This is a genomic window from Pleomorphochaeta naphthae (assembly GCF_055396005.1).
Genome location: NZ_AP042457.1, coordinates 1,631,858 through 1,652,340, shown reverse-complemented (window position 1 = coordinate 1,652,340; position 20,483 = coordinate 1,631,858). Strand labels below are relative to the sequence as shown.

Here is a 20,483-nt window from a genome sequence, read left to right as displayed (position 1 = left end):
ATAAATGAAAAGTGTTTTAGTAGTTTGTTTGAATCCAACATTTCAAAAAACATATATGTTTGATTCGTTTATTTTAGGAGAAGTTAATAGGGCCAAATATTTAAGAGAAGATGCTAGTGGAAAAGGTATTAACGTATGTAGAATCCTAACACAAAAAAATATAGACAATGTTATAATTTCTCATCTCCATTACAAAGATGAAAAGCGAATGTTAGAATTAACACAAAGAGATAATATAAATCTAAAATATGTTTTAGATTATGATTCTAGAGTAAGAACCTGTTCAACCATCTTAACAAAATCAGGACAAACTACTGAACTTGTTGAAGAAAGTAATAAAGTTAGTGATTCAACTGATCAGAAAATAAGAGAATTATTTAATCAAGAGATTGAGAAATGCGACTATTTACTTATTACAGGTACAAGAAGTCCAAATTATAAAGAGGATATTTATTCTTCATTTGTAAAGAGAGCAAAAGAGCTAAATAAGAGAGTAATTTTAGATGTAGCAAATGATGAATTAAAAAGATGTATAAAATATAGACCAGATATAATTAAGCCGAATTTGAGAGAATTTATGAAAACTTTTTATAACCAAGATATATTAGAAAATTCACAAAATGATGAATGCAAAGAGAAAGTAATAGCTAAAATTAAATATCTCTACGATGAGTTTAATATAATAAGTGTTATAACTAGAGGTAAAAGGCCAACTTGGGTTTATGATTCTAGTGGATTTTATCAAATTGAAGTTGAAAAAAGTGATAAATGTGTAAATACAATTGGTTGTGGCGATACCTTTGCAGCTTCTTTAGTAGCTAATTTAATTGAAAATAAAACATTAGATATTTCTCTAAAAAATGCTAGTTATGATGCTATGTTAAATGCAGAGAGTATTATACCTGGAAGTTTAGTTTAAAAGGCGGGGTGCGAATAAAATTCCATCACTTCATTTGTAGTAGGATGCTTAAATTTTATATATGAAGCGTGTAGGGCCATAAACTTCTCATTAGGTTTTCTTACGCCATAAAGCCTATCTCCAACAATTGGGAATAGCTTTTCCTTAGAATGGACTCTAAGTTGGTGTGTTCTACCAGTTTCTGGAGAAAATAAAACTCTAGTATAAATCTCATTTGTATCCTTATTTTTTTCAATACCAATTCTCTTATAATGAGTTATAGCCTTTTTACCCTTTTCAAAATCAACAATTTGGTAAGGCCTATTTTCAACATCTAATCGTATAGGTAAATCGATAGTACCTTTTTCATTTTTAACAACACCTCTAAGAAGTGCTGTATATTGTTTTTCTACTTCTCTATGTTGAAACTGTATTGAAATATTTCTATGAGATGCCTTATCCATAGCTAGGATTAATAAGCCTGAGGTATCCATATCTAATCTATGTGTGCTACTTTGTTCTATAGCATTAGGGAATATCTTTTTAAATCTAGATGTTATACAATCTTTTAATTCAGGTTTTTTCCCTGCAATTGTTGTAATATTAGCTTGTTTATTAATTACGCAAATATATTGATCTACATAAATAATATCTAGTTTTAACATATGTGGTAAAATTAAAGAACATTTTTCCTCACAAGGAGGATAAAAAGATAGATGTTGTTTTTCTTTAGTATTTTTACCATAAAACCCTTCAGCTAAGCTAATAGGAGTTAGTGAGTTTTTAAAAGCGTGATTTAGCAATTTAGGAGCACAACAATCTCCCGTTCCAGTTGGGAAAAATTGATTTTTTTTCAAATCCCTAAGTTTTAAAATTTCCCCATCTACTGTGTGAAATGTATATAAATCTTGAATCTCAGCTAAGGCTTTATTACTAAGATCTTTTCTGATTTTAACTAAATCTGTGCTATTATTTGATTTAATTTCTCTAGTTAGTTTTTTTATTTGTGAATCATATTTATTAACTATTTGATCAAATTTTGTTGTATCAAAAGCAGGTGGTACAAATCCTTTTACAAGATATCTTGAGTATAGTTGTGAGGAAAAAGCTTTTAGAACAACTTCATTATTATCTTTGTCTAAACAAACTAAGATTCCAAACATAATACCTTTATCATCCATTAACTTTTCTGTAGTTAAATCTTCACTAATAATTTTAGTTTCATCAAATGTTTTAAATAATTTCTTTAGGTGGATTGAGGCTAACTCGACATCAAAAATTCTTCTTTCTATCATGCGTATAAATGTATATAAAAGTGAACTTTTATTCAAATACAAAATTTATCTTAACATAAATTTAGTTTAAATTCATTGTTTTGCATTAAGTAATAACACATTGCAGTTCTTAATAACTGAGAAATTAAAGGCAATATGGCAAAAATATTTATACAGCGCTTAAAAAAATTGTTAACAATTAATTTTCTTTTAAAAAGGGAAAAGTTATGGCTACAAAAAAACAGCAAAGTCCTCCTTTAAAGAAGGAAGAGGTAACCCAGAGTGAAGAAAAAAAACTTAGCAAAGATAAAATAATTGGCTTAATAATTGCATTTGTTTCTTTATTAATTATTGTTTATGTGGCTTTTTTAGGAATGGGTAAAAGACCTATTTCTAAAATGACAAAAGAAGAAGCCTTAACAACTTTAAAGACTATTTACGGCTCTTCGTGGATTATAGATGAACAAGGTGTATCTTATCCATTAGCATCTAGGGGTCAAAAATATGAAAAAATATTTTTGACCACAGATTTAGATAGAGAAAAAGTAATTTTGCCCATTTTTCTCTATCTTGATAAAACTAATGAAGTTTTAGGTAAAGAACTAGGCTTTATTTACTATGATGAAGAAAATTCATTATTAAAAGCTCATTTGCCAAACTCTAAGATATATGATCTTGTCTATTCTAAATCTAAAAATAATCAAATGGAAAATATAGCCTTTATTTTTAGTGGAAATCAAAGAACTTATTATATTAAAGAAGAATTAGTTGAGAGTGATGAAGAATAAGGAGAATAATTTTATGAAGGATAATAAGAATAAAGAAAAGATAAATACTAAAAAAGCCTTTTATAGCGTTTTGTCAATGATAATATTAATTTTGAGCGTATCATATTTTTTCCAAAGTTGTGATGCTTCATTGATCCCTCCAATTGAAGATGAATCAACAGTTGATTTAATAGATGATTTTATACAGGGAGATGATGACGATTTAGTTGAAGAAGAAAATTATTTTTCTTTTGATATTACAGAACAACTTATAAGTGATAGACCAACTGTGTATGTTGAGAATGAAGAGACAGCGAGTATTGAGATAACAGAGTTCTATGAAGAAAGAGCGTGGGGCTGGTCTTTTATTAGTGGATTTGAAGAAGATGATAATAATGGCTTATTCTCTTATGAAATTGAAGATAATATTCTCGTTTTTAATAGTGATGGCCAATATTTTAATGCTAGAATTGATTATAATAACTGTTGGCAAGTTGATAATTATCTTTATTCAAAGATTGAAATTAATGAAATTAAATATAATTGTTATATAGTATTAGATTAAATTTAAAAAAGAGCCATTCTTTTGATATAGTAATAATTTGGAACTAATGCTTTGCTAGGTAAAAAAAAGAAGATATCAAGTTTTAGATATCTTCTTTTTAAATCATGTTGATATGTTTTATAATAAATTACCTTTTATTTTTAAAGGTAAGCCAGCTACTAATAATATGACATTATCAGAGAGTTTAGCTATTTCTTGATTAAAGGTACCAATAAGATCAAGTAATTTTTTTTCTTTTTCGTCAATATTAATTGTTGTAAGTTCAACAATGTTTGAAAGTATAACAATATCTTGTTTGGGATTAGATAATATATCTAAAAGAAGGCGTTGTTTTTCTTCTAAATTTTCATTAGATCTAACTAAATTAGATAGCCATTCTACAATATTATCAACAAGTACAATTTGTGCAGAAGATGGGAGATCTTTTAAGGTTTTATCTAAATTTTTATTTTCTTCTATAATAGTAAATTGTTCTTCACTTTTGAAATTTAAATCTTTACATTTATCAGTGACTTCATCAACTCTATCTCTAGATGTTGCTATAATAGTTCTATGTTCACTTTTTATTCCAAAGCTTAAAGCGTAGTCACAAGCATAAGAACTTTTTCCACTTTTATATGCTCCAAGTAAAAGAGAAACTTGTGGTTTCTTTTTTGTTTGGATTTTTTTATCACTAGCACTAGAGAGGAGTGTGCGAGAATTCGTTTTAACTTGGTTTTGATATAGATGCATTTTTTTGATATCTATTGTTGGCATTTTTCTCTCCTACTAAATCATACTAACATGTAAATTTAGATATTTCTACTATTTTATTTTTCAAAAATTAATCCAATACAATAGCTTAATGCTTTGTGTAATTATATAAAAATTAACAATAAATGAGAACAAAATTAATAAGAATAATAGAAGTTTAATTATTAAAAGATTTTCTAATATTCAAGTTTTCATCGTCTAATAAAAATTGTAATTTTCTTAAGATTCTAGCAAGCTCATCTATATCATTACTATTTAAATTATCAACAATTTTCATTGAAATCCTTTTTAATGTTTTGTTTATTGTAATAGCTTTACTCTCACCTTTAAATGTTAATTTAATGAGAGTTTTTCTCTTATCTTGAATATCTTCGATAAATCTAATTAGATTGGCTTTTTCTAAAATCTTACATATTTGTTTAGTATTTTGGTGACTAGTAGAAAGTTCCCTTGAAAGTTGTCTCAAACTTGGAGGGGTAGGTCTTTCATATAAAAATAAAAGTACTTCAGCTTGTCTCTTTGTGAGAGAGTTTTTATTTGAATCTTCTTTTTCATAATATTGTTCCATTTTAGACAACAAAGATGAAATTTGTTTAATAGAAAGTAAAGAATGTTCTAGAATTTCAATATCTTCAAAATTACTCATAATTAATTATCTAAGTCAAATGAGTCAGGGAAGATAAAGTCATTTAAATCTGTTGAATTTTTAGTTTTTTGTGCTTCAAGAATTTCATAATCTTCTTTACTCATTTTTTTGCCTTTACTATTTTTACGTGCCATTTTTTCAAGTGTCTGATTGTTAATGTATCGTCTTTGAATTCTTTTTCCACTACCTAGTAAGATTGCAATTGGACGTAAGCTTTCTATATTTACACAGAAGATTTGAATCATACTAGTTAGAGGTACTGCCAAAAACATTCCTGGTATTCCCCAAACAAAACCCCAAAGAGATAATGATACTAATAAAACAAATGGAGATAGACCTAATTGTATACCTTGAAGTCTAGGGTCTATAATATTTCCTAAAACAGTTTGAATTGAAATCGTTAATACTCCAACATAAATTATGCTAATCCAATCAGGTGCAAATTGTATAAGAGCCATAGAAATGGTGACAAGAGTCGCAATCAATGATCCAATACTTGGTATAAAATTCAAAACAAAGGCTAAAAGTCCCCATAAAATAGCAAAATCAAGACTAGTTACTTTTGCTGTTAAGTAGAATAAAATACCGGTGATTAAACTTATTGTAAATTTTATAAATAAATATCTTGCAATTTGGTGAGTTGTTCTTTGTGCAATTGATACAATGATTTTGCTTTTTTTACCATTGAAGGCTTCATTAATTTTTGGAGTTAGAGTATGTCTTTCTAAAATCAAGAAAAATAAAAAGACAAAAACTAATAAAATATTTTTAATGATGGTTGCAAAATGTGATGAAATATTAGTTAGACTTGTTAATGTTATATTTATCCAATTAATATCCATTCTAGAGAGAAATGTTTCTCCTGGTTCAAAATCTAACAAACTAGAAAGTTTTTCAGTAATCAAATAATCTAGCTCATCAACTCTACTTCCATAAGCTGGTATTCCAATAATTAATTTTTGGATTACCATAAATACCAATACACCAACAATTAATAAAAAAGCAAGAAAAGCAAGAATTCCAATGGTATTACTCAGCCAATATGGAAAATGCAATTTATCGAGTTTTTCAAGAAGTGGGAATAAAATAAGCATAACAAAACATGCAAAAACTATTGGAAGTAAAACACTACTAGCAGCTTTTAGTCCAAAGACTATAATAAAAAATATAACAGTGAAAGCTAATGCTTTCAAATATTTATTACTATCTTTTAAATTTAAGGAATTCGGAAACTTTGTATTTTCTTTCATATTATCAAATATAAACTAGCTATGAAAAACCTTCAATATCTGCTATTAATTAATTATGAAAGAAAAGCAAAATCTTGATCGAATACAAGTAGTTTTAGTGGACACACAAGATGGGGCTAATATTGGTAGTGTTTGTAGGGCAATGAAAACTATGGGAATTACACGCCTAGCCTTAGTTAGTGATAGAACTTACGATATAGTTAGGATTAGGCAATTAGCCCTTAAAGCTATTGATATTTATGAGAGAGCATCATATTTTGATAATTTAGAGGCTGCGCTTTCAACTAGTATTTATAGTGTAGGGGCAACTAGAAGAAGAGGAAAATACAGAAAAGCAGATTGTTTAAATCCTGAACAATTAGCTTCTAAAATATCAACTTTAGGAGATGGACTTGTCTCTATTGTGTTTGGTAGGGAAAAAAGCGGATTAACAGATGAAGAAGTAAATGCTTGCTCGCAAATTGTTACAATTCCAACTAGTGAAGACTTCCCATCATTAAATCTTTCTCAAGCTGTACAAATTATAACTTATTCTCTTTACAATAGATTAAAACCCTGGCCTGTAGAATTTTCCCCTATAACAAAAGATAGGCTAAATGACGGAGTTTTTAAATCAATAGATAGTTTAGATAATATAGGTTATTTTAAACAAAAATATGAGAAATATTGGACAACTATTTTATTAAGAGATGTATTTGAACGAGCTACATTAAGTGAAAGTGAAATGCAAAGAATTGAGAAATTGTTTGATAAAATGTCTAAAATTGCAAAATATAAAAAATAGATAGTTAAATAAGATTTATTTTAGCAATAATTTTTCCTTGAACATTAAAATCAGATGGAATTGAATCATTATTATAATGATTTATTATACTATTTAAACTTATATAAGTAGCTAAATATATTTTATCAGTTAATTCAATTCCTCCACTTTGAGTTAAGCTTATTGTTATTTGTGGAGTTCCAACTATTATAGAAGAGATTACTTTTCCAATTATATCATTATCAGTATCTTCTTTATTTGTTTTTATTCCTTTTGTCCCTTTTATTTTAAATAATAAAGTTGAAGCAATATTCCAATTTTGAAAAGAGGAATATTTAAAAGAAGCTGAACTGACAATAGCATCAGGGCCATAAATATAGCCACCGTATCCTATTTCACTATATTTTCCATAATTATAACCTAGAATATAATCATAATTATAATTTAGAAGATTAACTTCTTCATCCCCCTCAATAAAAGAATCATATTTTTCATTTAAATAGAGATAAGGAGATGTATAAACTACCTCAATATTTTTACTAATTATTCCATTAGTTTTTGATTTAGAATTTTTATAATTAATTAAAAATCCATAAGAAGAGGGAAACTCTTCTCCGGATTCAAATACTTGAATTTGATCAAATGAAATTATAAAATTAAGTTCATTTCCTTCATTAATTACCCAAGTTGTTTGAAATCCTAAAATATTATTTGCCTCATCATTTGCTTTTATAATTTTGTTATCTTTAAAATTATAATAATTATGAACGAACATAAAAGGGATGAGCATCCTAAAATTTAAAGTAGATACTTGAAAGAGAGCTCCTTGATAAATATCTAGAGAAAAATTTTTCAATAGATTAATTTTTGCTTTATGCATTACTCTGTACTGTTGTTTTCCATTAAAAGATATTGGTGAAAACTCTAGAGAAGAACTTTGTTGATCAAAGGCTGTTACATTTATTGTATATGAAAATTTTGATGATAGAAGGGAGAAGGCCATATAGTCTTGTTTTGAGAAGTTGTCGCCTATAAAAAAATTACCTGTTATACCACTACCTGATGATAATCTATTTTTACCAATCTGAAAGTTGTAATGCTCATCTCCAATAGATAAACCAATTTTGAAAGGGTAGTGAATTTCAAAATTATTTTTCCAAGTTGGTAATAAGAAAAAGGAATCTAAGTTAGTTTCAATAGAGGAGGCGTAATCTATAGGAGTGTAATTTAACTTATCTTTTATAGCAAACTGTGAATATCCTACAATATTTTGTCCAAAATATAATTGTGTATTTAAATCTAACCAAGGGGATATATCTTTGTATTGGTTATCTAATTCATAATATTTTAATTTACTATTATCATTTGTTTCATAAAAAAAGCCTTCGAAAGTAATAGGAAGATTAATATTAAAGGCAAAATTTTCATTTGAATATAGTAAATTATCTTTATTAAATAATTCTTTTTCAACTTTGTCATATAAACTTTTATCAATTTTGCTTAATGATGCTCTATCAATTTTGTTAAAAGTATATAAAACACTAGCTGCTGTTGTTGGATAATTATCATATATTCCTGTTACCTTTGAGTTTAAAGCTAGATGGTTTACTGTTGTTACAATAAAAGAATCTCTATCATATAGAGTTGCTATTGTATTCATTGAATAAGCTTTAAATGGTATTAAACATATTAAAATTATAAGTGAAAATAATTTATTTAATTTCATAATTCATCTCAAATTGTTTATGTTACTTAAATGCTAATAAATATTAAGTGAGCTTTCAATATCAGGGTCTTAGTTATTTAATAATTGTTGTAATTATTTGATGATAAGATTATAGAATTAACAGATTGAAAATCAAAGATTATATTTTGGGTATTCTATAATAATTGAAAATCCTTGTGCTTTTGGAATTTTCTTAATAAGATTGAACATAATAATGGAGTTAGAATATATGATTAATGAAGGCTTTTTAAATCCCATGCCTAGAGTTGTAGCGCATAGAGGTGATAGTAAACATTTTCCAGAGAATACAATTGAAGCATTTATTTCTGCAGTAAAAATGGGAATTGATGTTATTGAAACTGATGTTCATTTATCAAAAGATAATCAAGTTGTAATTTGGCATGACGAAACTTTAGATAGAAACACAAATGGAAGTGGTAGAATAGAAGATCACAGTGTAAAAGAATTATTAGAATTTGATGCTGGATATACTTTTACAAAAGATGGGGGGAAGACTTTCCCTTTTCGAGGGAAGAATATAAAATTATGTACTCTTGAAGAAGCTTTAGTAAAATGCCCTAATCAAAGATTTAATATTGATTTAAAAACTAAAGATTTAAGAATAGTAGATGAGTTTATAAAAGTTGTTAGAAAGCATAAGGCTGAACATAGAGTTTGTTGTGCTTCATTTCATTTGGAAAATCTGCAAGCTATTAGAGAAAAAGCTCCTGATATATTAACTAGTGTTACTACAAAAGAAGTTGTTCCTTTATTAATTAAACAAAAACTAAATATATTACCTAAAAAATTAGCAGAGAGAAAAATTATTTTTCAAGTGCCAGTCTCTCAAGGAATAATTAAAGTAATCACTCCTAGGTTTATAACAATGATGCATCAAAGAGGTGCTGTAATTATGGTTTGGACAATTAATGATGAAGAAGAGATGAGAACACTTTTTAAAATGGGGGTTGATTCTATAATGACAGATGACCCAGCTACTGTGATAAAAGTTGCTAAAGAGTTAAATATTAGATAATAATTTTGAGAAATAAACCTCACTACTTAGTTAAAAATAAATAGTGAGGTATTGTTTAAATAGTTAGTTTTAAATTTGTTCCAACTATATTTGTTTTAATATTCTGTTTCGTTAGAGCTGTTGCCTCTTTATGACAGATAATATATTTATTCTTTTTAAAGAGAAACGGTTCATATTTTTTATCTGAATAAAATTTGATGTTATTTTCCCTCAATTCAGTATTTGTTAAATCGCTTAAAATAATTACTGCCCTAAATCCTGTACTATCTACCTTACAAGGAGAGAAGTGTAGTGTTGTGTTATAAAGCAAAATAGTAGTATTTTTAGGTATATAAAAGGTTTTAATTTTTGAACTAGTTAATTCATAATTATGATCTAAATCTGTTAGCTTCGCTAAAAACAAAACGACATCAGTGCTATAAACATTAATTTCATTACAAGTGTGCCACTCAAGAGCATTTAAGTCAGTATTTTGACCATTACAATAACCTATTTCAATTTCTTCATCAAAATAAGGAGATAATTCTTCAATTGTTTTTTCATCTTCCCATTCTCTAACATATGGGATGTAAATATTTCCTTTGTCGGGAATCTTAGTATCTTTTTCTAATTTTGTAATTAAATTTTTACTACAATTTAAGTCTAAGATTTTTCCATATTCTTTAAAAAGAGAAGAGTAAGCACTTTCAATTGAAAGGCTAGGATTTAGAGTTTGTAATTTTTTTAAAGTTGAATTATTATTTGACAAAATAAGTCTCCTAAAGTGCGAACATAAAGATACCAGTTAAAAGCAATAAAGCAAAAACAATAATTGAAAAAGTTCTTGCATTAACTTTGTTATGTATCATCTCACCAATGATTATCCCTACAAACAAGAAAGGTAGCTGTGTCAATGTGTTTTTAAATGTTGTAAAAGTAAAACCAGGATTATTAAAAAAATAAGATATAATAATAATAGAGTTTAAGGTAAACCAAACAGAACACAGGGTTGCTCTAAAATCTTTTTTATCTTTTAAAACTTTTGTAGCATATATTACAACAAGTGGGCCCCCACTAGAAATTGCTCCGTGAACAACTCCCCCAAATAATAAGGCTAGAGTGGATGTGATTTTATCTTTTTTACTTAAAGTAGTAACTTCTTCATTTTCGTTTTCCCTCTTCATTAATAGTTTATATAAATTTAAGATTGATACAAAAATTATAAAAATAGCTAAGCCTTTTTTAAATAGAGATGGATTTACATACCTAAAAATATACATTCCTATTGGAAGTGTAGGTATCATAAGAGCTAATATTAAAAATGTATGTTTTATTTTCACATGTTTTAAGTTAGTTACAACTATATATAAAGCTAAAATCCAAGCTAAAATTGTAACTATCATTATTCCTTGTTTTAGACCGAGTAGGGCTGTTACAAAAGGAACAGCTATAACTGTGCACCCAAAGCCTGTTATAGCTTCAAGTGCATGAGTTATAAATACTACAAGTCCACTTAATATAAGGTTTAACATTTTGCCACCAAGAAAGGATAGATATTTTCTTTTGTTGCTTTAGGTATTTGGTTCCACATTTTTGGATCATCAAAAGCCCTATTAAAGTGTTCATCTATTTCTTCTTTTTTTATTTCAACTCCTAGTTGTTTGAAATTTCTAGGTAGCTTCATCAAAGTAAACATCTTATCAAGTTTTTCATACAATTTAGAGAGTAAAATGTCTTCATCTTTTTCGCTGAAAAAAGCTTTAGCAATTTCACAAAGAGGCTTTTTAACATTTTCAAGACTCATCGACATTTTAAAAATATCTAGTAAAGTAAATGCACAAGCACTTCCATGTGGTACGTGAAAATCTTCGCTCAATACAAAAGATAGAGCATGACCTGCTGCAGTTCCTGTACAACTAAATGTAGCTCCAGCCATTGCAGAGGATAGTAACATGTTTTTTGCCCATTCGCTGTTATCTGTTTTATTTACTGCAGCTGTATATAATTTTGGTAAATTATTAATAATGTCAATTGAAACTTCTATAGCCAATTTTCTAGTTTCTTCAGTCGCATTTTTATTCCAAATAGTTTCTAACACATGGTCTAATGCATCAACTCCAGTTGAAGCAATTAATGAAGGAGGCATATTTAAAATATATTCAGTATTTAAAATAGCTTTCTTTGCATGCATTAATTGTGATCCTAGGGTATATTTTCTTTTACTAAGAGAAGTATAAACTCCAACTTTAGTCATTTCAGAGCCAGTTCCAACAGTTGTTGGGATTAGAATTAGAGGAAGGCTTTCTTTCTCTATTTTTCTTTTAGGTGAATTAGACAAATAGTCTTCAAGGTCTCCACCATTTGTTTGTAGCATACTAATGGCCTTAGCACTGTCCATAACAGAACCACCACCAATACCAACAATTAATGAAGTTTTATTAATTTTACTATTCATATTATTAATATCACTTGTTCTAGGGTTTGGGTGAACCTCATCTAAAACTGTAATATCAATAAGATTTTTCATATCTTTTAAAAGTATTTCTTTTTCCTTAATTGGGGCATTATCTACAATGAAAGTAATATTTTTTAAATTAGGATCTAAAAGCAAACATTCTTCTAAAAGAGTTGAAGCACTTAAGGAGTCAGTTTGTACTATTTTTACAGGATTATTTAATAAGTTCCTGTGTGTAATGTCTTTCATTATTTGAAATTCTCCTTTTCAATTTCTACAACTTGGTTAAAGGCATTAGTTAAGAAATCAGTTTTAAATTCCATTTTTTCACAGAAATTTCTCTTAAGCCAACCATCAACAATTTCTGTTGCTACAAAAGGAGCTGTAATCCAACCACCGAGAGTTATTACATTAGCTTGGTTGATGATTTTAGCTCTCTCACCACTGAAGATTGAGTCAACAACACAGGCATAAATACCTTTATGTTTATTAGCGACAATAGCCATTCCTTGACCAGTACCACAAACTAAAATACCTTTATCAGCTTCTTTATTCTGTATAGCCTTAGCTACTTTAGGAGCTTGTTCAAAATAAGGTTTTGGATGATCTTTATCTTCTATGCCAAAATCTAAAACTTCATAGCCTTTTTCTAATAAAAAATCTTTAATAGCAGTTTTTAAATCATAACCACTTAAGTCACTTGCAATTGCAATTTTCATAAAATATTTCTCCTTTTTATTTCAATACTTCTTTAACTTGTTTACAGATTTCTTCTGCTGTCAATTTATAATATTCTTTTAAGTAATCAAGAGTTCCAACTTGACCGAATTCATCTTGGACTCCAACCATTCTCATTTTTGTAGGTCTCTCAATAGCTAATAAATTACTAATAGCACTACCAAGACCACCACCAACTTGATGATTTTCAGCACTTACAATATGTTTAGTTTTTGCTGCATAATGTAAAATTAATTCTTTATCTAGAGGTTTTACACAAACTGGATCTATAACAGCAGCGCTGATACCTTCCTTTTCTAATCTTTTTGCAGCTTCTAAAGCTTCTGGAACTAAAACATAACCTAAGGCTATGATAGTAACATCACTTCCGTCTCTCAAAACTTTTGCTTTCCCTATCTCAAATTTTTCATCCTTATCATAAATAGTTTGAGATCCTTTTCTTTGAAGCCTCATATATGTAGATCCATAATGATCTATTAAGTTATATATAGTTTTATTTAAGCTAACTGAATCACAAGGTTCACAAATTACTAAATTTGGAATGGTTTGCATGAGGGCTAAATCTTCAAAAGGCATATGGGTTCCGCCATTAAAAGCTGCTGTAACTCCAGGATCTGTTCCAACTAATTTAACATTTAGTTGAGCATAATTTGCACTTAAAAAGAATTGATCAAAAGCTCTTCTGCTAGCAAAACAACCAAAAGTTGCTGCAAAAGGAATTTTTCCCATATTTGATAAACCTGCACTAACTCCAACTAAATTAGCTTCTGCAATACCAACTTCAACGAATCTTGAAGGGTAGGCTTTTTTAAAATCAGCTGTACCAGTTGCTCTCATTAAATCAGCTTCAAGTACCATAATTTTATCATTCGATTTTGCTGCTTCAATTAATGTCTTGCAGTATATTTCTCTCATATCCATAACTTTAGAGCTCCTTCTTTAATTCGTTGATTGCCTCACTAGCAATTTCTTTAGAAACAACCATGTTGTGGTTTGTAAGTTTGTTTTCAGCAAAAGCTGCACCTTTACCCTTTACAGTGTCTAAAATGATCATGTTTGGCTTGTAATTAGATAATTTTGCACATTCAATTTTACTTTCAATTGCTGCAATATCATGACCATCACATCTGTAGACATTCCAACCAAAAGCTCTCCATTTACCTTCAATATCGCCTAAATCCATTGTGGATTCAGTTGTTCCATCTAATTGAAGTTTATTATAATCAGTAAAAGCAATTAATTTATTAAGTTTATATTGAGAGGCAAACATTGCAGCTTCCCAGTTTTGTCCCTCATCAGATTCTCCATCACCAATGATTGCATAAGTGTAATTCTCTAACTTATCAATCTTGCAAGAAAGAGCCATTCCACAAGCAGCTGACAATCCTTGACCTAAACTACCGGTTGTCATATCAATTCCTGGAGTTTTAGTCCTATCGCAATGGGAAGGAAGATTAGTGCCGCCTTTGTTTAATGTTTTAAGCCAACTTAAAGGGAAAAAACCTCTTAAAGCTAAAGTTGAATATAAGGCTGGGCCCGCATGCCCTTTAGATAGAACTAATAAATCTCTACCAACTTTTTTGGGATCTGTTGGATCTATATTCATTTCTTTAAAATATAGTAAAGTTAATACCTCTATCACAGATAGAGAACCACCAACATGGCCAACTCCAAGATGTCCTATAGTTTCTAATGTTTTTATACGAATTTCATTAGCTTCTTTTTTTAATATTTGAAGCTCTGTTTTAGTAATCATTTTACCCTACCTTTATTACTTTCTTTATGAAAATAATAAATTCAAAAGGGAAATTTGTAAAGAGAAATTTTAATAAATTAATAACTTTATTTGTGAAAGTAAGTAAAAATGCTTTCTAAAGTAAATATTATATGTTACAAATAAAGTAGATTATCTTATAGGAGATGGGTGAATGGTGAAGAATGTGATGAGAGCTAGTGATATTAGAACTCATAATATTAATATGGTTTTAGCTGAGATATATAAGAGTCGTGAGAATGGTATATCTCAATCCTCATTAGTTAATTTAACAGGTTTAAAAGCACCAACTTTGTTTAGAATTTTTTCAGAATTAGAAAAAAAAGATTTAATACAACCTATAAAAAAAGAGTATAAAGAAGATGGGAAGAAGGGTAGAAAACCTTTATTATATACAGTAAATGCTGATAGTTTATTTTCCATAGCAGTTGAATTTTGGGCCGGAGTTATATTAATTGGTTTATTTAATTTTAAGTTAAAAAGAGTAGCGTCAGTAACTCTCTCAATTTCTGACGATTTTGATATAAATGAAGTAGTAGCTATAATTACTAAAAATATAAATTCAATAATTAAAGAGCATTCAATTGAGAGAAGTAAAATCATTGGAGTATCGGTAGCAGCTCCAGGTTGTGTAAATATTGAAAAAGGGATAGTTATTGACTATCCAAGAATTAAAGGCTTAAATCATTATCCACTTTCAAGTGTATTAGAAGAGGAATTAGGCTTATATGTTATTGTGCATAATAACTGTTCAGCCTTAGCATATGGAGAATATCTATATGGTGAATATAAAGATCCTAAGGGCTTGTTTACTTTTTTATTGAGACGAGGTGTAAATGGTGCTTTAGTCAGTGAAAATGGTATTTATATAACTCCAGATTGTGTTACTTTAGAAACTGGCCATATTCCAATTAGCTTTGATGGTCCTGTATGTACTTGTAAGGGAAAAGGTTGCTTACAAGCTTATTTGCTTGACTTAGATAGTAATCCTAATACCCCATTATTTTCTTCATTAGAGCAAAGAATTATCGATAAAGATCCCAAAGCTTTTGAAATTCTAGATAAGGCTAGTGAATATTTATCTGTTGGTATTAGAAACTTAAAAATTCTTTTAACGCCTTCAACTATTTTAATCGAGTGTTCAAGTGATGTTGTTGCAAAGGAACTATCTAAGAGAATCAGAGAAAAAACTGATGAATTAGTAAAAGATGGTATCATTTCTCCTGTTAGAATTTTTGGTAAAGAATATTCAGCTATAACAACTCAAATGGGTGCCGTGGAAATTTTAATGGAACATTATTTCAGTAATTAAAAATTAATCAATTAAGTCAATATTTTGCTATATTTGTTTTTTTTAGTAAAAAAAAGTTGACTTATTGCTTTTTATATTGTTTACTTTCAGTAAGAAATAAATAAAATAAGAAGGTTTTTTATGAAGCAGAAAGTATCTTTAGGCATAGTTTGTTTAGCTAGGAAAACATATGATTATCATGCAGCAGAAAAATTGTATAAAAACATATTAGAAGAAGTTAAAAAAATTGAAAATGTTGAATGGACAGTTATAGAAAACTTAGTTATCGAAAAAGATGAAGGTGAGGCTGCAGGTTTAAAATTTGCTTCTAGCAATCTTGATGGGATTGTTTGCATTAGTGGAACTTTTCACTTAGGTCATTTACCACTCTTGATAAAAAGACATTGTGATAAGCCAATGCTTCTTTGGGGGCTTCCTGAATTACCCTATAACGGTGGTAAAATTAGATTAAATAGTGTTTGTGGTGTTAATTTAAATGCATCTAATTTATATAAAAGTGGTTTTGATGACTATGTTGTTCGCATAGATTCTAAGATAGATAATGACTGGATTGACGCTCTTAGAGTTATTAGAGCTTTAAACAATAGTCACATTGGTATTTTAGGCTTTAGGGCAGATGGTTTTTTCAATGTAGGGGTGCAAGATAATAATGTATTCGATAATACAGGGGCGATTGTAGATCATTTTGAGTTATCAGATGTAATTAATTTAAAAGTAGATGATCAAGAGGTAGAAAGTCGAAAAAAACAAGTCTTACAAACATTTGATTGCTCCTCGATTAGTGAAGATCAAGTTAATAAGGTATCGCTTTTGAGTGCCAAATTAAATAAATTTTACATAGATAATAATTTAAATGCCTTAGCAATTAGATGCTGGCCAGAATTTGCTAGAGATTTTGGAATAAGTCCATGTGCTGCTATGAGTATTTTACAAAGTGAAGATAAAATATTTACTTGTGAAGGTGATATTGATGGATCTCTTTCGCAAATAGCCCATAGGGCTCTTGGAGCTGAAACGCCATTTTTATTCGATTTCTCACAAGTCGATTTCGAAAAAGATTTTGCATTATTTTGGCATTGCGGGGTAGCCCCTTGTAATCTTTGGGATGGTGTTTGTAATAGATCTCTCGATACATATTTTGCTGGAGGAAAAGGTGTGACAGCTGATTTTGTTCTAAAAAGTGGACATGTCTCAGTATTAAGATTAGATTCAGCTAGAGGAAAATATAGAATGTTTATCCAAGATGCAACAGCAGTTCCAATGGAAAAATTGTTGAAAGGAACTTATCTAAAAGCTAAATTTGATAGACCTGTTAAAGATGTTTTAGATATAATAGTAAACAATGGTTTTGCTCATCACAGTAGTGTAGTTTATGGTTCTTTTTTAAAACCTTTGAGAATTGTAGCAAAATTAAAAGGTTGGGAAATCTTTGAGTAGTAATTTTCTCCTTTTTTGAAATAACATAGTTGATCCGTCAGTGTTTGGCGGATCATTTATATTTTAGAGCTTTTAAAATGTATCCAAGTTTAAAGGTTGAATAAATCTTATTTAAATATTGATTAATCACATTTATAACATTAAAGAAAAATGTAATTAAAAATTAATAGGGAGCTTTACATAGAACATTATACTTTACTTATCCTAATATAAATATCGTCAGTTGCATTTCTTTATATAAGCTTTGTAGTACTTTTAAATTACTAATTTAATGATACAATTTGTAATATGTCTAGAAATTTTAAGTTTTATTTTCTTAAAAGATTAATTTACTACTTTATTTTCAATTAAAATAAACTCTCAAAAATTTATTAATAATTAGAAGAATTAAAACATAATTGGATATAATAGCCATATAATTTTAAAGTTAATTATTTTAAATAATTGGTAGATTTTGAATTCTTTCTTGGAAAGTTTCAATTAAAGATTCTATTAATATAGAATACTTGTGAATGTTGTTTTGGATTCTTTGCACTGGAGCAGATATACTAATAGCTGCAACGGGTTTGTTACGAACTAAAATAGGTGATGCTATACACATAATACCAATTTCATGTTCTTCATTATCTAGAGCATATCCTTGCTTTCGGATTTTGGTCAGTTCTTTAAGTAAAGACTCTTTATCGGTGATTGTTGTATCAGTAAATTTTTCAAAAGTCATGTTATCAACAATATCTAATATTTCTTTTTCATCTAAAAAAGCAAGCATAGCTTTTCCAAGTCCTGTACAATAGAGCGGTGCTTCTCCCATAATTTGACTAGCAGTACTAACTCTTAAAGTTTGCGTTGATTCAATCTTATGTAAATAAGTTAATTTTCCATTATTAAGTTTTGCAAGATGTACTGTCTCCTTAGTATGGCGAGCAATAGTTTCTACAATTTGCACCCCTTCTTCAAGTAAGATACCTTCAATGCTTGAAGTGCTATGGAAATTGTTCATTTTGCTTGTTAAAAAATATTGTTCATCTTTAGGAGTTTTAGCAATATATCCTAAATCTTCTAAGGTATTTAAAAATCTAAATACAGTACTTTTATGAATTTTAGTTTGTTTAGCAATATCAGATAATATTATTTTTTTATTTTTTGCAATTGTTTCTAGTATTAACATAGTTCTTTCTACTGCAGTAACTTTATTTTCTTCCATTTATACCTCTGTTTCATTTTTGTTAATGTGTTTCATTTTTCTCTTGACAGAATTAATAATTCATTATAAAAAGTATTATATGTTATAAAAATGAAACGGTCAATTAAAAATGAAACAGGAGGTTTTGTATATGATGGATAAAGCTATTATTAAAGAGCTTGAAAAGAAATTAATTGTAGCTGTGCTAGTAATTGATGATTTAGATACAGCAGTTGATAGTGCAAAGGCTTTAGTTGCAGGAGGAATTACTGCTATAGAATTAGCATTAAGAACACCAGTATCATATGATGCTATAGATTTAATACATAAAAACGTACCAGAGATGATGATTGGAGTTGGAACTGTTATTAAACCTGGACAAGCTAAAAGAGTTAAAGAATTAGGGGCTTCTTTTGCAGTTGCTCCAGGGTTAAATCCTAAAATAATGAAAGAAGCAAAAGATTGTGGATTACCATTTGCTCCAGGTATTTCAACTGCTAGTGAATTGGAAAAAGCTGTTGAGTTAGGTTGTGATTTAGTTAAATTATTCCCAGCTGAAGCTTTAGGTGGAATAAAGTACTTTAAAGCAATGACAGGTCCATATAAATATTTAGGACTTAAATATTTCCCTTTAGGTGGAGTTAATGAAGAAAATTTACCAGCTTGGGCAAGTGAAAAAGATATTTGTCCAATAGGAGGTAGTTGGATTGCTAAAGGAAATCTGATTAAAGACAGAAATTATACAGAAATTACAAATAGAGCTAAAAAAGCAATGCAAATATGTAAAGAAATAAAGGATGGGATTAAGAATGTCTAATAAGATAGTTACTTTTGGAGAGATAATGATGAGGTTAAATCCTCAAGGGTATCTAAGATTTTTACAAGCAAATAATTTTGAAGTAAGTTTTGCAGGTGGAGAAGCAAATGTTGCTGTATCTTTAGCTAATTTTGGAGAAAATGTTTCTTTTGTTACAAAACTCCCAAAACATGAAATAGGTCAAGCCGCAGTTAATTCTTTAAGAAATTACGGTGTAGATATTAGTGATATTACTAGAGGTGGAGATAGAGTTGGTTCTTACTTTGTAGAAAAAGGTGCTTCCCAAAGAGCTTCAAAAGTAATATATGATAGAAAATATTCAGCTGTTTCTTTAGCAACAAAAAGTGATTTTGATTGGGATGAGATTTTTGCTGGAGCAACTTGGTTCCATTTCACTGGTATAACTCCAGCATTAGGTGGAGAGCTTCCAGAAATTTGTTTAGAAGCTTGTAAAAAAGCAAAAGAAAAAGGTATTACAATTTCTTGTGATATTAATTATAGATCAAAACTTTGGTCTAGAGATGAAGCAAATAAAGTTATGTCAACATTAATGCCTTACGTTGATGTTTGTATCGGAAATGAAGCAGATGCAAAAGATGTGTTTAATTTACAAGCCGGTAATACGGATGTTGAGAAGGGTGAATTAAACAAAGATGGATATATTGATGTTGCTAAACAATTAAGTGAAAAGTTTGATATTAAAACAGTTGCTTTCACACTTAGAGGAAGTCTTAGTGCTAGTGTAAATACTTGGGCAGCTATGCTATATGTAGATAATAAAGCATATTTTTCTCCAAACTATACTATTCAAATTGTTGATAGAGTAGGTGGTGGAGATTCTTTCAGTGCTGGTTTAATTTATAGTCTATTTAATAATTTCAAATCACAAGATGCAATCAACTTTGCAGTTGCAACTTCTTGTTTAAAACATACTATAGAGCATGATTATAATTTGGTTAGTTTAGATGAAGTAAAATCTCTCGCTGCAGGTAATGCTTCAGGTAGAGTTGTTAGGTAATTTTATTAGTTAATAACTTTGAAAAATTGTTTTACTCTATGATGAAAATTAGTGTATAGGTAATTTATAAAATAGTTACTTATGCACTTTTT

Annotated in this window: 21 protein-coding genes; 9 read left to right on the top strand and 12 right to left on the bottom strand. The window is 28.7% G+C overall.

Features of this window, described 5'->3' with window-relative positions; genetic code table 11:
- Nucleotides 1–4 precede the first annotated feature (4 nt).
- A complete protein-coding gene (locus ACZ5SO_RS07525) occupies nucleotides 5–919 on the top strand; it encodes a 1-phosphofructokinase family hexose kinase (protein ID WP_464627757.1) in 915 nt (304 codons plus the stop codon).
- Here the strand turns inward: ACZ5SO_RS07525 and ACZ5SO_RS07520 are convergent.
- Nucleotides 916–2,193, bottom strand: coding sequence for an RluA family pseudouridine synthase (locus tag ACZ5SO_RS07520; protein ID WP_464627756.1), 1,278 nt, complete (start codon nucleotides 2,191–2,193; stop codon nucleotides 916–918). The two genes, ACZ5SO_RS07525 and ACZ5SO_RS07520, sit on opposite strands and share 4 nt — an antisense overlap.
- Nucleotides 2,194–2,399: 206 nt before the next feature.
- On the opposite strand from ACZ5SO_RS07520, the gene ACZ5SO_RS07515 reads away from it, so the two are divergent.
- Nucleotides 2,400–2,960, top strand: a complete 561-nt coding sequence (locus tag ACZ5SO_RS07515; protein ID WP_464627755.1) for a hypothetical protein — start codon at nucleotides 2,400–2,402, stop codon at nucleotides 2,958–2,960.
- Nucleotides 2,961–2,973: 13 nt separating this feature from the next.
- Nucleotides 2,974–3,504, top strand: coding sequence for a hypothetical protein (locus ACZ5SO_RS07510; RefSeq protein WP_464627754.1), 531 nt, complete (start codon nucleotides 2,974–2,976; stop codon nucleotides 3,502–3,504).
- 117 nt (nucleotides 3,505–3,621) lie between these two features.
- On the opposite strand, the gene ACZ5SO_RS07505 is transcribed toward ACZ5SO_RS07510, so the two are convergent.
- The 3 genes from ACZ5SO_RS07505 to ACZ5SO_RS07495 form a co-directional block, all read right to left on the bottom strand.
- Nucleotides 3,622–4,260 carry a bifunctional adenosylcobinamide kinase/adenosylcobinamide-phosphate guanylyltransferase gene (locus ACZ5SO_RS07505; protein WP_464627753.1) on the bottom strand — a complete coding sequence of 213 codons (639 nt, stop codon included), beginning with the start codon at nucleotides 4,258–4,260 and terminating at the stop codon, nucleotides 3,622–3,624.
- 154 nt (nucleotides 4,261–4,414) lie between these two features.
- Nucleotides 4,415–4,903: a MarR family winged helix-turn-helix transcriptional regulator gene (locus ACZ5SO_RS07500; RefSeq protein ID WP_464627752.1), complete on the bottom strand. Its 489-nt coding sequence runs from the start codon at nucleotides 4,901–4,903 to the stop codon at nucleotides 4,415–4,417.
- Nucleotides 4,904–4,905: 2 nt separating this feature from the next.
- Complete coding sequence (locus ACZ5SO_RS07495) at nucleotides 4,906–6,153, bottom strand: AI-2E family transporter (RefSeq protein WP_464627751.1); 1,248 nt, start codon at nucleotides 6,151–6,153, stop codon at nucleotides 4,906–4,908.
- 55 nt (nucleotides 6,154–6,208) lie between these two features.
- Here ACZ5SO_RS07495 and ACZ5SO_RS07490 point away from each other — a divergent pair, with 55 nt between their 5' ends.
- Nucleotides 6,209–6,937, top strand: a complete 729-nt coding sequence (locus ACZ5SO_RS07490; protein ID WP_464627750.1) for an RNA methyltransferase — start codon at nucleotides 6,209–6,211, stop codon at nucleotides 6,935–6,937.
- A gap of 4 nt (nucleotides 6,938–6,941) precedes the next feature.
- Here the strand turns inward: ACZ5SO_RS07490 and ACZ5SO_RS07485 are convergent, their stop codons facing one another.
- Nucleotides 6,942–8,642, bottom strand: a complete 1,701-nt coding sequence (locus tag ACZ5SO_RS07485) for a hypothetical protein (RefSeq protein ID WP_464627749.1) — start codon at nucleotides 8,640–8,642, stop codon at nucleotides 6,942–6,944.
- A 229-nt stretch (nucleotides 8,643–8,871) separates the two neighbouring features.
- On the opposite strand from ACZ5SO_RS07485, the gene ACZ5SO_RS07480 reads away from it, so the two are divergent.
- The gene (locus ACZ5SO_RS07480; protein WP_464627748.1) at nucleotides 8,872–9,678 is read left to right on the top strand and encodes a glycerophosphodiester phosphodiesterase; all 807 of its coding nucleotides are present in this window, start codon (nucleotides 8,872–8,874) and stop codon (nucleotides 9,676–9,678) included.
- A 55-nt stretch (nucleotides 9,679–9,733) separates the two neighbouring features.
- Here ACZ5SO_RS07480 and ACZ5SO_RS07475 read toward each other — a convergent pair whose 3' ends face one another.
- The 6 genes from ACZ5SO_RS07475 to ACZ5SO_RS07450 are packed head-to-tail and all read right to left on the bottom strand — an operon-like array spanning nucleotide 9,734 to nucleotide 14,606.
- Complete coding sequence (locus tag ACZ5SO_RS07475; RefSeq protein ID WP_464627747.1) at nucleotides 9,734–10,426, bottom strand: DUF4867 family protein; 693 nt, start codon at nucleotides 10,424–10,426, stop codon at nucleotides 9,734–9,736.
- 10 nt (nucleotides 10,427–10,436) lie between these two features.
- Nucleotides 10,437–11,189 carry a sulfite exporter TauE/SafE family protein gene (locus ACZ5SO_RS07470; protein ID WP_464627746.1) on the bottom strand — a complete coding sequence of 251 codons (753 nt, stop codon included), beginning with the start codon at nucleotides 11,187–11,189 and terminating at the stop codon, nucleotides 10,437–10,439.
- Nucleotides 11,183–12,361: an iron-containing alcohol dehydrogenase gene (locus ACZ5SO_RS07465; protein ID WP_464627745.1), complete on the bottom strand. Its 1,179-nt coding sequence runs from the start codon at nucleotides 12,359–12,361 to the stop codon at nucleotides 11,183–11,185. The genes ACZ5SO_RS07470 and ACZ5SO_RS07465 overlap by 7 nt, the downstream gene beginning before the upstream one ends.
- Nucleotides 12,361–12,831: an RpiB/LacA/LacB family sugar-phosphate isomerase gene (locus tag ACZ5SO_RS07460; protein ID WP_464627744.1), complete on the bottom strand. Its 471-nt coding sequence runs from the start codon at nucleotides 12,829–12,831 to the stop codon at nucleotides 12,361–12,363. Before ACZ5SO_RS07460 ends, ACZ5SO_RS07465 begins: the two co-directional genes overlap by 1 nt.
- Before the next feature lie 16 nt (nucleotides 12,832–12,847).
- Nucleotides 12,848–13,771, bottom strand: a complete 924-nt coding sequence (locus ACZ5SO_RS07455; RefSeq protein WP_464627743.1) for a transketolase family protein — start codon at nucleotides 13,769–13,771, stop codon at nucleotides 12,848–12,850.
- A 4-nt stretch (nucleotides 13,772–13,775) separates the two neighbouring features.
- Nucleotides 13,776–14,606, bottom strand: a complete 831-nt coding sequence (locus ACZ5SO_RS07450; protein WP_464627742.1) for a transketolase — start codon at nucleotides 14,604–14,606, stop codon at nucleotides 13,776–13,778.
- A 172-nt stretch (nucleotides 14,607–14,778) separates the two neighbouring features.
- On the opposite strand from ACZ5SO_RS07450, the gene ACZ5SO_RS07445 reads away from it, so the two are divergent.
- Complete coding sequence (locus ACZ5SO_RS07445; protein WP_464627741.1) at nucleotides 14,779–15,936, top strand: ROK family transcriptional regulator; 1,158 nt, start codon at nucleotides 14,779–14,781, stop codon at nucleotides 15,934–15,936.
- A gap of 120 nt (nucleotides 15,937–16,056) precedes the next feature.
- Nucleotides 16,057–17,373 carry a fucose isomerase gene (locus tag ACZ5SO_RS07440; protein ID WP_464627740.1) on the top strand — a complete coding sequence of 439 codons (1,317 nt, stop codon included), beginning with the start codon at nucleotides 16,057–16,059 and terminating at the stop codon, nucleotides 17,371–17,373.
- A 436-nt stretch (nucleotides 17,374–17,809) separates the two neighbouring features.
- Here the strand turns inward: ACZ5SO_RS07440 and ACZ5SO_RS07435 are convergent, their stop codons facing one another.
- Nucleotides 17,810–18,577, bottom strand: a complete 768-nt coding sequence (locus ACZ5SO_RS07435) for an IclR family transcriptional regulator (protein WP_464627739.1) — start codon at nucleotides 18,575–18,577, stop codon at nucleotides 17,810–17,812.
- A gap of 130 nt (nucleotides 18,578–18,707) precedes the next feature.
- On the opposite strand from ACZ5SO_RS07435, the gene ACZ5SO_RS07430 reads away from it, so the two are divergent.
- Together ACZ5SO_RS07430 and ACZ5SO_RS07425 are read left to right on the top strand one after the other, a co-directional pair.
- Nucleotides 18,708–19,373 carry a bifunctional 4-hydroxy-2-oxoglutarate aldolase/2-dehydro-3-deoxy-phosphogluconate aldolase gene (locus ACZ5SO_RS07430; protein WP_464627738.1) on the top strand — a complete coding sequence of 222 codons (666 nt, stop codon included), beginning with the start codon at nucleotides 18,708–18,710 and terminating at the stop codon, nucleotides 19,371–19,373.
- Entirely contained in the window at nucleotides 19,366–20,391 is a 1,026-nt protein-coding gene (locus tag ACZ5SO_RS07425; protein ID WP_464627737.1) for a PfkB family carbohydrate kinase, read from the top strand. The genes ACZ5SO_RS07430 and ACZ5SO_RS07425 overlap by 8 nt, the downstream gene beginning before the upstream one ends.
- Nucleotides 20,392–20,483 lie beyond the last annotated feature (92 nt).

Bases quoted from the DNA above. Each gene is read 5' to 3' on its own strand.
- ACZ5SO_RS07515 (WP_464627755.1), top strand. From the start codon at position 2,400: ATGGCTACAAAAAAACAGCAAAGTCCTCCTTTAAAGAAGGAAGAGGTA.
- ACZ5SO_RS07520 (WP_464627756.1), bottom strand. From the start codon at position 2,193: ATGATAGAAAGAAGAATTTTTGATGTCGAGTTAGCCTCAATCCACCTA.
- ACZ5SO_RS07470 (WP_464627746.1), bottom strand. From the start codon at position 11,189: ATGTTAAACCTTATATTAAGTGGACTTGTAGTATTTATAACTCATGCA.
- ACZ5SO_RS07440 (WP_464627740.1), top strand. From the start codon at position 16,057: ATGAAGCAGAAAGTATCTTTAGGCATAGTTTGTTTAGCTAGGAAAACA.
- ACZ5SO_RS07450 (WP_464627742.1), bottom strand. From the start codon at position 14,606: ATGATTACTAAAACAGAGCTTCAAATATTAAAAAAAGAAGCTAATGAA.
- ACZ5SO_RS07460 (WP_464627744.1), bottom strand. From the start codon at position 12,831: ATGAAAATTGCAATTGCAAGTGACTTAAGTGGTTATGATTTAAAAACT.
- ACZ5SO_RS07495 (WP_464627751.1), bottom strand. From the start codon at position 6,153: ATGAAAGAAAATACAAAGTTTCCGAATTCCTTAAATTTAAAAGATAGT.
- ACZ5SO_RS07425 (WP_464627737.1), top strand. From the start codon at position 19,366: ATGTCTAATAAGATAGTTACTTTTGGAGAGATAATGATGAGGTTAAAT.
- ACZ5SO_RS07490 (WP_464627750.1), top strand. From the start codon at position 6,209: ATGAAAGAAAAGCAAAATCTTGATCGAATACAAGTAGTTTTAGTGGAC.
- ACZ5SO_RS07480 (WP_464627748.1), top strand. From the start codon at position 8,872: ATGATTAATGAAGGCTTTTTAAATCCCATGCCTAGAGTTGTAGCGCAT.
- ACZ5SO_RS07435 (WP_464627739.1), bottom strand. From the start codon at position 18,577: ATGGAAGAAAATAAAGTTACTGCAGTAGAAAGAACTATGTTAATACTA.
- ACZ5SO_RS07445 (WP_464627741.1), top strand. From the start codon at position 14,779: ATGGTGAAGAATGTGATGAGAGCTAGTGATATTAGAACTCATAATATT.
- ACZ5SO_RS07485 (WP_464627749.1), bottom strand. From the start codon at position 8,642: ATGAAATTAAATAAATTATTTTCACTTATAATTTTAATATGTTTAATA.
- ACZ5SO_RS07430 (WP_464627738.1), top strand. From the start codon at position 18,708: ATGATGGATAAAGCTATTATTAAAGAGCTTGAAAAGAAATTAATTGTA.
- ACZ5SO_RS07510 (WP_464627754.1), top strand. From the start codon at position 2,974: ATGAAGGATAATAAGAATAAAGAAAAGATAAATACTAAAAAAGCCTTT.
- ACZ5SO_RS07465 (WP_464627745.1), bottom strand. From the start codon at position 12,361: ATGAAAGACATTACACACAGGAACTTATTAAATAATCCTGTAAAAATA.
- ACZ5SO_RS07525 (WP_464627757.1), top strand. From the start codon at position 5: ATGAAAAGTGTTTTAGTAGTTTGTTTGAATCCAACATTTCAAAAAACA.
- ACZ5SO_RS07500 (WP_464627752.1), bottom strand. From the start codon at position 4,903: ATGAGTAATTTTGAAGATATTGAAATTCTAGAACATTCTTTACTTTCT.
- ACZ5SO_RS07505 (WP_464627753.1), bottom strand. From the start codon at position 4,260: ATGCCAACAATAGATATCAAAAAAATGCATCTATATCAAAACCAAGTT.
- ACZ5SO_RS07455 (WP_464627743.1), bottom strand. From the start codon at position 13,771: ATGGATATGAGAGAAATATACTGCAAGACATTAATTGAAGCAGCAAAA.